Annotated in this window: 12 protein-coding genes; 6 read left to right on the top strand and 6 right to left on the bottom strand. The window is 71.0% G+C overall.

Annotated elements, in window-relative coordinates:
* Positions 1-85: 85 nt before the first annotated feature.
* The 3 genes from AB0E24_RS38615 to AB0E24_RS38605 all read right to left on the bottom strand — a co-directional run bounded on the left by AB0E24_RS38615 (position 86) and on the right by AB0E24_RS38605 (position 3,846).
* A complete protein-coding gene (locus AB0E24_RS38615) occupies positions 86-1,108 on the bottom strand; it encodes a LacI family DNA-binding transcriptional regulator (RefSeq protein WP_232564850.1) in 1,023 nt (340 codons plus the stop codon).
* A gap of 211 nt (positions 1,109-1,319) precedes the next feature.
* Positions 1,320-2,750, bottom strand: a complete 1,431-nt coding sequence (locus tag AB0E24_RS38610) for a GntP family permease (protein WP_147966057.1) — start codon at positions 2,748-2,750, stop codon at positions 1,320-1,322.
* A gap of 97 nt (positions 2,751-2,847) precedes the next feature.
* A complete protein-coding gene (locus tag AB0E24_RS38605; RefSeq protein ID WP_069867563.1) occupies positions 2,848-3,846 on the bottom strand; it encodes a Bug family tripartite tricarboxylate transporter substrate binding protein in 999 nt (332 codons plus the stop codon).
* A 236-nt stretch (positions 3,847-4,082) separates the two neighbouring features.
* Here AB0E24_RS38605 and AB0E24_RS38600 point away from each other — a divergent pair, with 236 nt between their 5' ends.
* Together AB0E24_RS38600 and AB0E24_RS38595 are read left to right on the top strand one after the other, a co-directional pair.
* Complete coding sequence (locus AB0E24_RS38600; RefSeq protein ID WP_359150627.1) at positions 4,083-5,741, top strand: sensor histidine kinase; 1,659 nt, start codon at positions 4,083-4,085, stop codon at positions 5,739-5,741.
* Positions 5,738-6,430, top strand: a complete 693-nt coding sequence (locus AB0E24_RS38595; protein WP_102936711.1) for a response regulator — start codon at positions 5,738-5,740, stop codon at positions 6,428-6,430. Before AB0E24_RS38600 ends, AB0E24_RS38595 begins: the two co-directional genes overlap by 4 nt.
* Positions 6,431-6,524: 94 nt before the next feature.
* Here AB0E24_RS38595 and AB0E24_RS38590 read toward each other — a convergent pair whose 3' ends face one another.
* From AB0E24_RS38590 to AB0E24_RS38580, 3 genes are all read right to left on the bottom strand, one after another.
* A complete protein-coding gene (locus AB0E24_RS38590) occupies positions 6,525-7,340 on the bottom strand; it encodes an SAM-dependent methyltransferase (RefSeq protein ID WP_093701486.1) in 816 nt (271 codons plus the stop codon).
* 108 nt (positions 7,341-7,448) lie between these two features.
* Positions 7,449-7,685, bottom strand: coding sequence for a DUF397 domain-containing protein (locus tag AB0E24_RS38585; RefSeq protein WP_069867406.1), 237 nt, complete (start codon positions 7,683-7,685; stop codon positions 7,449-7,451).
* A 1-nt stretch (position 7,686) separates the two neighbouring features.
* The gene (locus AB0E24_RS38580; protein WP_069867407.1) at positions 7,687-8,562 is read right to left on the bottom strand and encodes a Sco1979 family transcriptional regulator; all 876 of its coding nucleotides are present in this window, start codon (positions 8,560-8,562) and stop codon (positions 7,687-7,689) included.
* 244 nt (positions 8,563-8,806) lie between these two features.
* Between AB0E24_RS38580 and AB0E24_RS38575 the strand changes: the two genes are divergently transcribed.
* The 4 genes from AB0E24_RS38575 to AB0E24_RS38560 all read left to right on the top strand — a co-directional run bounded on the left by AB0E24_RS38575 (position 8,807) and on the right by AB0E24_RS38560 (position 14,273).
* A complete protein-coding gene (locus AB0E24_RS38575; protein ID WP_231981196.1) occupies positions 8,807-9,268 on the top strand; it encodes an ATP-binding protein in 462 nt (153 codons plus the stop codon).
* A 3-nt stretch (positions 9,269-9,271) separates the two neighbouring features.
* Positions 9,272-9,730, top strand: a complete 459-nt coding sequence (locus AB0E24_RS38570) for a hypothetical protein (RefSeq protein ID WP_069867408.1) — start codon at positions 9,272-9,274, stop codon at positions 9,728-9,730.
* Positions 9,731-9,973: 243 nt separating this feature from the next.
* Entirely contained in the window at positions 9,974-12,289 is a 2,316-nt protein-coding gene (locus tag AB0E24_RS38565) for an AbfB domain-containing protein (RefSeq protein WP_435865372.1), read from the top strand.
* Between the two features lie 127 nt (positions 12,290-12,416).
* A complete protein-coding gene (locus AB0E24_RS38560; protein WP_359384263.1) occupies positions 12,417-14,273 on the top strand; it encodes a glycoside hydrolase family 76 protein in 1,857 nt (618 codons plus the stop codon).
* Positions 14,274-14,289: the final 16 nt, after the last annotated feature.

Below are 14,289 nucleotides of genomic sequence, written 5' to 3'. Positions count from 1 at the left end.
GCGGGCGCGTGGGCTTACGGGAGGCGGTGTCGCACCGGGCGAGTGGCCGGTGCGGGGCCGCTCTTCTCGTGACGCCTAGGGTCTGTCAGGACCCGGCGGGCCCGGCCGTGCTCTCGCGGACCTGGAGCTTTGTGCGCAGCACCACGGTCTGCACCGGGGACAGGCTGCCGTCCCTGCGCTGTAGCAGCAGGTCGGCGGCGGTGCGCCCCAGCTCGTACGAGGGCAGTTCGACGGCCGTGAGCGACGGCCGCACCAGCGACGCCCAGGGGACGTCGCCGAAGGAGAGCACACCGACGCCGGGCGGGGTGCGGCCCGCCTCGCCGAGGGCGTCGAGGACACCGATGGTCATGAGGTTGTTGGCGACGAAGACGGCATCGGGCGGCTCGGGCAACGCCAGCAGTTCACGCATCGCCACCCGGCCGCCCTCCACCCGGAAGTCGGCGTGGCGTATGTAGGTGTTGTCGGCCGCGGCCGCGCCGCCCTGGGCGGCGCTCAACGCCGCGCGGTGGCCCGCGAGTCGTTCCTCGGAGGTGGAGGCCCCTTCGGGCCCGGTGATGCAGGCGATCCTGCGGTATCCGGCCTGGAGGAGGTGGCGGGTGGCCACCTCGCCGCCGTGGTGGTTGTCGACCCGGACCGCGTCCACCTCGGCGTCGCGCGGCCGGCGGTCGACGGCGACGACGGGCACACCGCGGTCGGTCAGCGGTCCCAGGTCCGTCTCGTCCTGGGACGCCGCCGCCACGATGACCCCCGCCATCTGCTCACCGAGCGCGACCTCCAGATAGCGGCGCTCCTTCTCGGTGTCCTCGTCGGAGTTGCACAGGACCACCGAAAGGCTGGTGCGCTGCGCGGCGTCCTCGACACCGCGGGCGAGCGAGGTGAAAAACGGGTTCTCGATGTCCGGGATGATCAGCGCGATCACACTGGACCGCTGCTTGCGCAGCGACCGCGCCACCCGGTTGGGCGCGAACCCGAGGGCCGCCGCCGCCTCTTGCACGGACAGGGCGCGTGCCGGTGTGACCTTGCCGCCGTTGAAGACACGCGAGACGGTCGCCGGGGAGACTCCGGCGGCTCGCGCCACGTCATGGATCGTCACCAACTGTGTCCGCATCCCTTCACCGTGTACGGTCGCCCTTCAGCCTACCGTGCGGGTGAAAAGGATTTCACCCCGGTATTTGAGGGCTCTCACGGGCTACGGGGCGGGCGCGATCCGTCCGGACGTCAGGGCCGGGGTCTCGCAGGTGGGTCCGACAGCCTCCGGGCGGCCGGTGCCGGGCCCACCGCGAGCGCCAGGTGTCCCGGACGAACACTCAGGCGAACACTCAGACGAACACCGACAGCAGCAGGGCCATCGCCAGGCCGAGCACGCTGACCAGGGTCTGTACGACGGTCTGGGTCTTGGTGGCCTGGGTGAGGTCCATCCCGAACGACTCCTTCACCAGCCAGAACCCGGCGTGGTTGACGTAGTTGAGGCCGAGGGAACCGGCCCCGATCGCGACCACGAGCAGCGATGCCTCCAGGCCCCCGCCGTCACCGATCAGCGGGGCCACGATGCCGGTGGCGGAGACGATGCCGACGGTGGCGGAGCCCGTGGTCAGGGACAGCAGCAGGGCGATGAGCCAGCCCAGCAGGATCACATTGATGTGGGCGCCCTCGGCGGCCGAGGCGATGGCATCGCCGATGCCCGAGTCCTGGAGGACCTGTTTGAACGCCCCGCCGCCACCGATGATGAGCAGGATCGCGGCGATGGACTTCAGGCTGTCGGTCAGGGAGGCGCGGGTCTCCTCACCGGAGCGCCCGGAGCCGACGAACGTCACCACGAGGGCGAAGACGAAACCGGCGAGCATCGCCACCAGCGGTTCTCCGGCGAACACAAGCGCCGCGCCCAACCTGCTCGACTCGTCCAGCACCGTCTCGGCCAGGGTGCGCAGCAGCATCAGGACGACGGGCACCAGCACGGCCGCCACGGCCAGGCCCGTGGGCACACCGGTCCGGCGGGGCACCTCCGTGCTCGCCGGTGCGCCGGGCCCTGAGGTGGCGGCCGCGGCGGGCCGGCGCTCGGCGCCCGTGAACTGGGCCACCAGTTCGGCGTCCGGGACGACGTCGGGAAGCCGGGGCGCGATCCAGCGAGCGTAGACGGGACCGGCCAGGATGACGGTGGGCACGGCGCAGACGATGCCGACGCCGAGGGTGAGACCGAGGTCGGCGTGGAGTCCGGTCATCGCGGTCAGCGGTCCGGGGTGGGGCGGCAGCATGCCGTGCAGGGTGGACAGCGAGGCGATGGCGGGCACACCGAGGAGTACGTACGGGCTGCCCTTCGTACCGCCGTGGCCCTCCAGTCTGCGGGCCACGCTGAAGATCAACGGCAGCAGCACGATCAGGCCCACTTCGAAGAACATCGGGACGCCGATGACGAACGCGGCGGCGCCGACCAGCCAGGGCAGCCTGCGGGGCTCGGCGCGGGCGACGAGGGCGCGGGCTATGGTGTCGGTCGCGCCGGAGTCGGACAGCAGACGGCCGAGCATGGCGCCGAGGGCGAGCGTGACGCCCACGTCGCCGAGGGTGCCGCCGGCGCCCTCCTCGATCGAGCCGGCGAGTTTCGCGGCGGGTTCCCCGGCCGCGATGCCCGTGCCCACGCTGACCAGGATCAGCGCGACGAACGGATGGACCCGCAGCCGGGAGTTGATGAGGTAGATCAGTGCTGCGATCGCCACCGTGAGGATGAGCAGCAGCCACCAGGTGTGTGCGGTCATGCGACGCCTTTCCGGGACATATGGGATTGCATCAGGGCATGGGTGAGTCAGGGGATGGTGGGGATCACATGCGATGAGGGCGTGGGGCGGGCGCCGGTCAGTCCAGTCCGAGGTGTCCGACCAGCTCGGCCACGGCCTTGTCCTGCCGGGCCAGATAAGTGGCGAAGGCGCCACCGGTGATGAAGGCGTCGGTCCAGCCGTGGCGGGTGAGCTCGGCCTTCCACTGCCGGGAGCCGTGCAGTGCGGTCAGCACCGCGATCCAGCGTTTGCGGTCCGCCGGGCTGATGCCCGGCGGGGCGACGATCCCGCGCCAGTTGTCGAAGACCAGGTCGATCCCGGCCGCCTTCAGCGTCGGCACCCCGGGCAGCGCGGCCACGGGCCGGTCGCTGGTGACCGCGAGCACCCTGAGCTGCCCGGCGGCGATCTGGTCGAGGAACTCGCCGATACCGCTGGTGGCGAAGTCGACCCGGCCGTCAAGCAGGGCGGGGAGCAGCTCACCGCCACCGCCGTCGTAGGCGGCGTACCGCACCTTCTTCGGCTGGATGCCGACGGCGCCGGCCAGCGCCATGGGCAGCAGGTGGTCCGGGCCGCCCAGTGAGGAGCCACCGCCGACCGTGACGTCCCCAGGGCTCTCGCGCCATCCGGTGACCAGGTCCGCGATGGTGCGGTACGGCGAGTCCTTGCGGACCACCACCGCCTCGGGCTCCTCGATCAGACGGGCGATCGGGGTGGTCCGGGCCACGGTCACCTTCGTGTGGGCGACATGGGAGGCGCCGAGGACACCGAGGCCCATCTGGAGGGCGAGCCGTCCGTTGCCCCGTTCGTCCACGGTGCGCCGCAGACCGACCGTGCCACCGGCTCCGGGCAGGTTGAACACCTCCATGTCCGAGGTGGCCCCGGTCTCCTCCAGCACCCGGGCCACGGTGCGTGCCGTGGTGTCGTATCCGCCGCCGGGTGTGTTGGGCACCAGGATCCGCAGACCGCCGTCCGCGGTGTCCCCGGTGCCCGGCCAGGTGCCGCAGGCCGTGACGAGCAGGGACAGCAGTACGGCCAGGGCGCCGGACAGTGCGCGGGTGCGGGTACGGGTGCCGGACAGGGCGCGGAGGCCGGTGCGGGTGCGGGTGGCGATTCGGGGGCGGGTGCCGGTTCGGCTGCCGGTGCGGCCTCTCATGGCACCTCCCTTTCGCTTCCCATACGGCGGACGCCATGATTGTGCGGCCTGGTGAAAGACGTGCCCAGGTTGTGTCAGCAGGAGAGATTGAGTTCATTGTGGTCGCCGCGATCCGTCGCCGAGCGCTCGCGGGCTTCCGTCGCCAAACGCTCGCGGGCGAGATGCTGGTGCTCCAGCTCGCCATCGTCGTGGTGGTGCTGATGGCGGTCGCGGCGGTCTCGCTCGCGCAGTCGGAGGCCACCTTCAACCGGGTGGAGGGCCGCCGGGTCGGTGCGCTCGCCGAGCAGCTGGCCGCCCAGCCACTGGTGCGCAGCCGGCTGGTGGGCCCCTCGCCGGGGGAGGCGCTGGCCCCGCTGGTGTACTCGGCCCGGGTGCAGTCGCGGGTGACATCCGTCACGGTGGCCGACGGTCGCGGGCGCATCGTGAGCTCGACGAATCCCACGGTGCTCGGCGACCGGCTGCCGCTGGGCGAGGGGGTCGGCGAGGGCCGCGGCTGGTCCGGCACGCTGGACTGGGACGGCAGCCGGGAGCTGGTGGCGCAGGTGCCGGTCCTCGGCGCGACGGGGGACGACCTGGGGCGGCACCTGGGCACCGTCATGATCGGCGAGGTGTCTCCCACGGTGTGGCAGCGGCTGAGCGGCGCCTCCTCGTATCTGCCGGTCTATCTCGGCGTGGCCAGCGCGCTCGGCGTCGTCGGCTCCTGGCTGCTCGCCCGGCGGGTCAAACGGCAGACGCTGGGCCTGGAGCCGCGTGAGATCACCGGGCTGGCCGAGCACCGGGAGGCGATGCTGTACGGCATCGCCGAGGGCGTCGTCGCCCTCGATCCGCAGCACCGGGTGACCCTCGTCAACGACATGGGCAGGCGGCTGCTGGACCTCCCGGAGGACTGTGTGGGCCGCGACCTCGCCGAGCTCGGCATCGAGGGGCGACTGCTGGACGTACTGGCCGGTACGCGCAAGGAGTCCCCCGACCCGAAGGACGAGGTGGTGGTCCGGCACGGCCGCGTCCTGGTCATGAACCGGATGACCGTCGTCAAGGACGGACGCCCGCTCGGCTCCGTCACCACCCTGCGGGACCGCACCGAGCTGGCCAGGCTGGAGCGCGAGATCGGCTCCTTCCGCGGCACCTCCGAGCTGCTGCGCGCGCAGACCCACGAATTCGCCAACCAGCTGCACACCATCTCCGGGCTGATCCAGATCGGTGAGCAGGAGGAAGTGGTGCGCTACATCCGGGCGCTGAACCAGCGCCGCCAGTCGCTCGACATGTCCATCGGCCGCCGGGTCCGGGACACCGCCGTCGCCGCGCTGCTGATGGCGAAGGCGTCCCAGGCCGCCGAGCGGAAGGTGACCCTGCGCCTTTCGGACCGCACCGCGCTGGACCGGCTGACACCCGAGGACGCCGCCGATGTGGCGACCGTGGTCGGCAATCTGGTCGACAACGCCATCGACGCCGCCACGTCCGAGCCCGCCGACGGCAACAGCAACCGCCATGGAGGCGGTGGTGCGCACGGGGGCCGGGACGGCGACGAGCCATGGGTGGAGGTCGAGCTGCGCCAGGACAACGCCAGTGTGGAGATCGTGGTGCGCGACTCCGGCCCCGGCGTCGCCCCCGGACTCGCCCAGGAGGTCTTCGCCCACGGCTTCACCACCAAGGCCGCCCGCGAGGGCGAGCGCGGTATCGGACTCGCCCTCACCCGGCTCGTCTGCGAGCGCCGCGGCGGCGAGATCGCGGTGACCAACACCCCTCAGGGCGCGATGTTCAGCGCCCGCATGTCCGTCAGCCACCCCGCCGACGCGGTGGCGGAAGGAGCGACCCGATGACCGAGTCGGCCGGCACGATCGATGTGCTCGTCGTGGACGACGACTTCATGGTGGCCCGCGTCCACCGCACCTTCGTGGAGCGCGTGGCGCCGTTCCGCGTCGTCGGCACCGCCCACACCGGCGAGCAGGCGATCGAGGCGGTCGAGGCACTCCGCCCCGACCTGGTCCTGCTCGACCTCTATCTGCCGGACCTCTTCGGCCTGGACGTCATCCCCCGGCTGCGCACCGCGGGGCACGACTGCGACGTCATGGTGATCACGGCGGCCCGGGAAGCCGACGCGGTGCGCGGCGCCGTCCGTCAGGGCGTGGTCGACTACCTCCTCAAGCCCTTCGACTACGAGGATCTCCAGCCGCGCCTGGAACGCTATGCGACCCAGCGCGGGCGGCTGCTCACCACGGTCGTCCGCGGTCAGGCGGATGTGGACCGCTTCCTGGCCGGGGCGTTCGCGCCCCCGGCGGGCGGCACCCTGCCGAAGGGCCTGAGCGTGGAGACCGCCCAGCTCGTCGAGCGCGCCCTCCGCGAGGCGGACGGCACCGTCTCGGCCGCCGAGACGGCCACCGACATCGGTATCTCCCGGGTCAGCGCCCGCCGCTACCTGGAGTACTTCCACGCCACCGGCAACGCCGACGTGTCCCTGCGCTACGGCACCGCGGGCCGCCCCGAGCGCCGCTACAGCTGGCGGGTGTAGCGGCCCCGGACGGTTCCGCGCCTCCCCACCGAGGGGACGAAGCCGGGCCCGCAGGCCGGGCCCGGCTTCGTATGAGAACGCCGTACGAAGCGCCTCAGGGCTTTCGGGCGACCGCCCCGTACATGGCGATGTCCTCGTCCTTGATGGTTTCGGTGACGGTGCCGTCCGGGCGCCACTTGTGGACCTGGGTGAGGCCCGGCTCGACCATCTCGAGGCCGTCGAAGAACCGGTTGGCCTCGTCCTCGGTGCGCAGCCGCATGGGCATGTCGCGGGCCGCGTACTCACGGGCGACCCGGGCCACCTCCGCCGGTGCGAAGTCGGCGGTGCCGATGGACATCGCCAGATAGCTTCCGGAGGGCAGCGGCTCCAGGAGGCGGTTGACGATGCCGTTGGCGTCGTCCTTGTCCAGGACGAAGTGCACGATGGCGATCACCGTCAGGGCGACCGGCCGGCTCAGGTCGAGGGTTTCGCGGAGTTCGGGGGCGTCGAGGATGGTGGCGGGCTCGCACATGTCCGCCTCGACATAGGCCGTCCTGCCCTCGGGCGTGCTGGCGAGCAGGCCCTGGGAGAGGGTGAGGACGATGGGGTCGTTGTCCACGTAGACGACCCGGGAGTCCGGGGCGACCGCCTGGGCGATCTCATGGAGGTTGGGGGATGTGGGAATGCCGGTGCCGATGTCGAGGAACTGCCGGATCCCCGCCTCTTCGGCGAGATAGCGCACGGCCCGGTTCATGAAGTCGCGGTTGGCCCGCATATGGATCGGCAGGGCGGGCCACTCGCGGGACATGGCGATGCCCGCTTCCTTGTCGGCCGGGTAGTAGTCCTTCCCGCCGAGGATGTAGTCGTAGATACGTGCCGAATGCGCGCTCTCGGTGTCGATACGGTCGGCCGACCATCCGTTGTCGCTCAAGGCGTCCCCTCCCGGTGGGTCGTCAGTTCGCTGTTGGGTGTGCCCCCGGTCGCGCGGGGCCGGGAAGGACCCGCGCGGCCGGGAAGGATGGATACGGTGCCGTCGGCGCTAGCAGAGGAAGTCGGCGTCGCCGGCCTTCACACCCGCCAGGAACCGGGTCATCTCGTGTGTGCTGAAAACCAGTGCGGGGCCGTCGGGGTCGGTCGACTGACGCAGCGCCACCCGCCCGTCGTACAGCTTCTTGGCTTCGACGCAGGCGCCTCCGGCGTCGTCGCTCCACGGCTTGGACCAGCCCCGGTTGCCGAGGTCATGGGAGGGTATGCCGCTGCGGATGTGGTGGTGCACTTCAGAGCTCCTTGCGTATTGCGCCGAGGACGGCCTCGGTTTTCCTGGCGGGCACCGACTGGGCACCCATCCGGTCCAGGACCTCGCGATACACCACCACGTCTTCCTCTTTGTCCAGATACACCGCGCCGACCAGGCCGCTGAGGTAGACGATGTCGGGCAACTCCCGGGCCCTGAACCGGAAAACATGGAACGCACCGGCCCGCATCGCCGGATGCGGACCGCTTCCGAACGGCATGATCTGCACGGTCACCTGGGGAAGCGCGCTGATCTCGATCAGGTGGTCGATCTGGGCGCGCATCACGGCCGCGCCCCCGACCGGCCACCTCAGCACCGTCTCGTCCATCACGACCCACAGCCGGGGAGGGGATTCCCGGGACAGCAGCTCCTGGCGCTGCATGCGCAGGGCGACCCTGCGCTCGGTGGCCTCCGCCGGAGCGTGCGGGTTGCCGGCGCTGAGCAGCGCACGCGCGTAGTCCTCGGTCTGGAGCAGCCCATGGACGAACTGCGCCTCATAGGCGCGGATCTGAAGCGCCGCCTGCTCCAGATTCAGATACGCCGCGAACCAGTCCGGCATCACATCGCGGTAGGTGTGCCACCAGCCGCGCTTGTTGGCCTCGCGGACCGACTTCAGGAAGGTGTCGACCTCGCGCCGGTCGGTGACGCCGTAGGTCTGGAGCAGCTTCTCCACGTCAGCGAGCCTGAGCCGGGCCACCTTGGCGGCTTCCATCCGGCGGATGGTGGAGTGGCTGACTCCGATCGCCGCGCCCGCCTGGTCGAAGGTCAGGCCGGCGCGCGTCCGGAGCTCCTCCAGCTGCCTGCCGAGGATCATGCGGAGGACGGAGGGCGCACCGCCCCATGCGGTTTCCGCCGCCACGCTCTACCTCCCCACACCGGGCTTCACGGGTGCAGTCTGTCACGGCCATCGATTCGGGTAAGCGGAACCCCCGATGGCAACTTGCAATTTTCAAAGTACCGCTTGCAACCCGTTCGTTGCACCTGTCACAGTGGGCACACCGTCCGATCACGGTGGGAACGCTTGCGTGGGTACGTCCGTGGGCACTGCGCAGTGCGGGAACGGCACGGTCCATGACGCGCAGGCAGACGAAAGGCGGCCGCTCGTGGCTCCCCTCGCCCTCCCCCTGACTCCGCTTCGGACGTCCCGGGAGCAGGACACGCACCCGGCATACGCCTTACAGCTGCCGGCCGTCGCCTCCTCGGTGTGCACGGTGCGCGCTGCCGTGCGCGAGCGGCTGCACGCCCTGGGCGTCGGTGCCCAGGTGTGCGACGACGCCCTCCTCGTGATCTCCGAGCTGGTCACCAACGTGATCGCGCACACCGTCAGCGACCGTGTGGAGTGCAGGCTGTACATCGGCGCGGGACATCTGCGCCTGGAGGTCGAGGACCAGATCCGGGCCCACACCCTCCCCGCGCCGCGGACACCGGACCCCGAGAGCCAAGGGGGACGAGGGCTTCTGCTGGTCGGCGCGGTGAGCAGCGCCTGGGGCGTCAAGGACGCCCCGCACGGACCGGGACGGATCGTATGGGCCGAGCTGCCATCGCGCACGGAAGAGTGTCACTGACTCATGGACCGACAGTACGTTGCCCCTGAGGCGCCGTCACTCGGCGCCGCCGGCCTCCGGCATGGCCACCGCGGGCGGCTGCGCATACCGGAAGACCTGCCCACCCGGCTGGGATACGACGCGGTGGGCATGCCCGCGGACATCGGCAGGCGGGTCATGAAGTGCCTGCCCCGCATCGGCTGTGTCTTCGCCGACGATCAGCGGTGGTGGTGGATCGTGCCTTCGGGGTCGCATATCGACGTCACCTGGCCGGCGTTCACCAGCTACGCGGTCGGCGCCCACATGGCCGACCTGGGCGGCGGGTGCACCACTCGCTTCCGGCACCCGCGTCTGATCCATCACCCGCAGGGCGACTCGCCGTACACGCCGCCGATCCCGCTGTACTTCATGACCTGCCATATCGCGGGCATCCGGCCGCTCTGGTCACCGGGGGACACCGCCGGGCCGCCCCCCATGGCGTAGGACCTCCCCTCCCGCACACTGCCGCTCGTCTGGGACCGGGTCTCTTCGACAACGTTGTCCGCAAGTATGGACAAACACTGAAGTGAGTGCTCTGGTAATGCGTGCAGCAAGTGTTCCCTGTGGAAGAGTTCCGCCGCTCTCCGGGCGGCGGCGCCAACCGGACCATGGAGCAGCAGCGTGCTGAGACACTTGTTCCTCCGCTTCCCGTCCCTTCGTCGTCCAAGACGGACCTGGCGGCGGCGCGTGGCCGCCGCCGTGGTCCCCGCGCTGGCCGCCACCACCCTGCTCGTCTCCGGCGCCGGCCCCTCCCACGCCGCACCCGCCTGGGAGCCCAAACCCTCCCCGATGACCGGCCCGTTGACGAACCAGGCGCACCAGGTCCCGGTCGACGACCCCCTGCCGGAGTATCCGCGGCCGCAGCTCACCCGGCCCGACTGGGCGGATCTCAACGGCATCTGGGACTTCGCGGTCACCTCCCGCGACGCCGGACAGCCGGCCACGTTCGGCGAGCGCATCCGAGTGCCGTTCGTCCCCGAATCCTCGCTCTCCGGCATCCAGCGCAAGATCACCCAGAATGACAAGCTCTGGTACAAGCGCACCTTCACGGTGCCCTCCAACTGGAGCGGCCGTCACATCCAGCTCAACTTCGGCGCCTCCGACTGGGAAACCACGGTCTGGGTCAACGGCCGGCAGGCCGGCGACGCCCACCGCGGCGGCTACGACTCCTTCTCGTACGACATCACATCCCTGCTGAACGGCGGCACCAACACCATCGTCATCTCCGTGTACGACCCCACGGAGGCCGGCGGTCAGGCCATCGGCAAGCAGCGCGTCCAGGACGTCACCCCGCACCCCGGCAAGAGCATCGTCTACACCGCCTCCTCGGGGATCTGGCAGACCGTCTGGCTCGAGCCCACCGCCCCCGCGCACATCACCCGCCTGGACATGGTCCCGCGGCTGGAGGACAACACCCTGCGCGTCACGGTGCGCGGCGCCGGCGGAGCGGACGGCGCGGGCGTCAAGGTCACCGTCTCCAGCGGCGGCACGGCGGTCGGCAGCGCCACGGGCACGGTGGGCGACGAGCTCTCCGTACCGGTGCCGGGCGCCCGTCTGTGGACGCCGGAGGACCCGTTCCTGTACGACGTCACGGCCGAGCTGACCGGTGGCGCCGGAGCCGACAAGGTCGGCGGCTACACCGGCATGCGGTCGATCGTGGTGAAGGACGTGGGCGGGGTCCGGCGGCCCGTGCTCAACGGGAACTTCGTCTTCCAGACCGGCACCCTGGACCAGGGCTACTGGCCGGACGGCATCTACACCGCGCCCACCGACGAGGCCCTCAAATACGATCTGCAAAAACACAAGGATCTGGGCTTCAACATGGTCCGCAAGCACATCAAGGTGGAACCGCAGCGGTGGTTCTACTGGGCGGACCGGCTCGGGCTGCTGGTGTGGCAGGACATGCCCTCGATGGACAGCGGCAAGACCCCGGACACCGCGGCCCGCGCCCAGTGGGAGAGCGAGTACCGCGCCATCATCGACCAGCACCGCAGCTCGCCCTCGCTCATCCAGTGGGTGGACCAGAACGAGGGCTGGGGCCAGTACGACCAGGCCCGCATCGCCGACATGGTCAAGGCGTACGACCCCTCGCGCCTCGTCGACAACATGAGCGGCGTCAACTGCTGCGCCGCCAAGGACGGCGGCAACGGCGACGTCATCGACAACCACAACTACGTCGGGCCCGGCAACACCCCGACGGAGCCGGTGCGCGCCTCGGTGCTCGGGGAGTACGGCGGGCTCGGCTACCGGGTGCCCGGCCATGAGTGGTACCCGGGCGGCGGGTTCAGCTACGAGGACCAGCCCACCACGGCAGCGCTCAACGACCGGCTCGTCGGCCTGCTCGACGGGATACGCGAGAACACCATGCCCGCCGGCGGCCTCTCGGCCTCGGTCTACACACAGATCACCGACGTGGAGAACGAAGCCAACGGGCTCATGTCCTACGACCGCCAGGTGGTCAAGGTCGACCAGGCCCGGGTCCGGGCCGCCAACCAGGCCCTCATCGCGGCCTCCCGGTCGGTCGGCGCGGCGGTGAAACTGCCCGTCGGGCAGAACGTGTCCATCCGGGTCACCACCCCCGGCTACACAGACCGCTACATCCGCCACTACGACGGGCTGGGCTTCACCGAGGTGGTCGACGCCGCCAGCGGCGATCTGCTGAAGAAGGACGCCACCTGGACGGTCAGGCAGGGTCTCGCGAACAAGCTCTGCTACTCCTTCGAGTCCCGCAACTACCCCGGTGAGTATCTGCGCCACCGCGAATTCCGCGTCCGGCGCGAGGCGGGCGACAACTCCACGGTGTACAAGGAGGACGCGACCTGGTGCCCGGTCCAGGGCAGCGGTGGCGTCCGGATGTCGGCCGCCAACTTCCCCGGGCAGTATCTGCGGCATATCAACGCCGAGCTGTGGCTGGCCCAGTCCGGCGGCGGCCACGCCTGGGACAACCCGGCCAGTTTCACCGAGGACACCACCTGGGCGATCGAGCCACCCTGGGCTCCCTGAACCACCGCCGCGGGCCCGCGCCGAAGGGCCCGCACCCTCCGGCGGCCGTCCCTCCGCACGGGCGGCCGCCGCCTCTCTCCTCCCCCACGCTCATGCGCACGGCCCCCCATGGAAAGGCGGGTACGTCATGTCAGCGCGGCTCCACCGTTTCCTCCGCGGACTCCTGACCCTGGCCATCGCCCTGGCCGGCCTCGTCGTCCTCCCCACCCCGTCCCGCGCCGCGACCCCGGTCTGCGCGCTGGCGTGTGACACCCTCGACCCCTCGAAGGCGCAGCGCGACACCTTCCCCGTGCCGGATGTGAACCTCAACGGCCGGATCCTCAGGCTGCATATGTCCGACCCCGACTCCATGGCCTGGGCCAGCGTCGACAACGGTGTGAGCGGCGACGCGGTCTGGCTCGACCGCTCCTGGGACCGCGGCGCCACCTGGGAGGGACTGCTCGGCAAGGCGACCATCCCCGGCTCCTGGACCGGCACCCGCACCCTGATGTACAACCTCACCGACCCGGTGGGGCACCGGCGCGGCTGGCTCCGGGCGTGTGCCGACGCCGCCGGTGTCACCTGCACCGACTGGGTCCGCCCGACGGTGTGCGACGGCACGTCCTGCGACGGCGCCGACCCGGCCACCGCCGCGGGCGACGACCGCCCGGTGCCGTCCACCACCCTGTTCGGGCGCACGATCAGCCTCCATGTCGACCAGAAGAACGCGATGGCGTGGGGCGTCATCGAGAACGGCGGCGCGGGCGACGAGATCTGGCTCGACCGCTCCTGGGACGGCGGCGCCACCTGGCCCGAGGGCTCCTCCCTCGGCCGTACCGGCGTGCCCTCGGGCAGGACCACGACCCGGACGGCCATGTTCGCCACCCGGGATCCGGGCGGGCTGATGTTCGGCGGCGCCGTCCGGGCCTGCGGCCGCGAGGCCACCCACCAGGAAGGCAGCTGTACGGCCTGGGCGCGGCCCGCGCCGACCCGGGCGCGCGCCGCGGCGGACGCGCTGATGGCGTCGTACCACACCTACGAGGGCTGGTGGCGCAGCAGTTGGTGGAACTCGGCCGTCGCCCTCACCTCGCTCATCGACTTCGCCGAGCGCACCGGACGGCAGGACGACGGCTGGGCCTGGGTCATCGCCCGCACCTTCGAGCAGAACCGCGGCACCTTCCCCGCGGGCGCACGCAGCTCCGACCCGGTGGAGGGCCACTTCATCAGCCGTGCCATCGACGACGCGGCCTGGTGGGGGGTGGCCTGGCTGGCCGCGTACGACCACACCCACGACCGGCGCTATCTGGACGAGGCGATCACCATCACCAGTTACGTCCACCAGTACTGGGACACCGGTAGCTGCGGCGGCGGGGTGTGGTGGGACCGCGAGCGCACCTACAAGAACGCCGTGACCAACGGGCTGTACCTGTGGCTGACGACGTCACTGCACCAGCGGATCTCCGGCGACACCGTATGGGGCGACCGGGCGGCCACGGCCGCGACCTGGTACCTGGGCAGTGGGCTGATCAACGGCGCGGGGCTGGTCAACGACGGGCTGACCGGCGACTGCCGCAACAACTCCCAGACCGTGTGGAGTTACAACCAGGGCCTCGCCATCGGCGCCTTCACCCAGCTGTGGCGGTCCACGGGCAACGGCCAGTACCTGGACACCGCCCGCCGCCTGGCCGACGCCGCGATCACCTCGACGGCGCTGACCCGCGACGGCGTCCTCACCGAGTCCTGCGACACCGGCAGCGGTGCCTGCGACGACAACCAGAAGCAGTTCAAGGGCATCTTCATACGCCATCTCGCCGATCTCGCGGACGCCACCGGATCCACCACGTACCGGGCCTACCTCAAGAAGCAGGCCGACTCCATCTGGAGCACCGACCGCGACCCGCTCAACCGGCTCGGCCAGCGCTGGGCGGGCACCACCCCCAACCAGGTGGACTGGCGCACCCAGGCCAGTGCGCTCGGCGCGCTCACGGCCGCGGACCGCCTCTGACCCATCGCGCCGGCGG

The organism is Streptomyces malaysiensis subsp. malaysiensis, assembly GCF_040653035.1.
Lineage (GTDB): Bacteria > Actinomycetota > Actinomycetes > Streptomycetales > Streptomycetaceae > Streptomyces > Streptomyces malaysiensis.
This window is presented reverse-complemented; position numbering and strand designations above follow the sequence as displayed.

Excerpts from the sequence above, each read along its gene's own strand:
- AB0E24_RS38615 (WP_232564850.1), bottom strand. The coding sequence starts at position 1,108 with ATGCGGACACAGTTGGTGACGATCCATGACGTGGCGCGAGCCGCCGGA.
- AB0E24_RS38560 (WP_359384263.1), top strand. The coding sequence starts at position 12,417 with ATGTCAGCGCGGCTCCACCGTTTCCTCCGCGGACTCCTGACCCTGGCC.
- AB0E24_RS38600 (WP_359150627.1), top strand. The coding sequence starts at position 4,083 with ATGCTGGTGCTCCAGCTCGCCATCGTCGTGGTGGTGCTGATGGCGGTC.
- AB0E24_RS38595 (WP_102936711.1), top strand. The coding sequence starts at position 5,738 with ATGACCGAGTCGGCCGGCACGATCGATGTGCTCGTCGTGGACGACGAC.
- AB0E24_RS38570 (WP_069867408.1), top strand. The coding sequence starts at position 9,272 with ATGGACCGACAGTACGTTGCCCCTGAGGCGCCGTCACTCGGCGCCGCC.
- AB0E24_RS38610 (WP_147966057.1), bottom strand. The coding sequence starts at position 2,750 with ATGACCGCACACACCTGGTGGCTGCTGCTCATCCTCACGGTGGCGATC.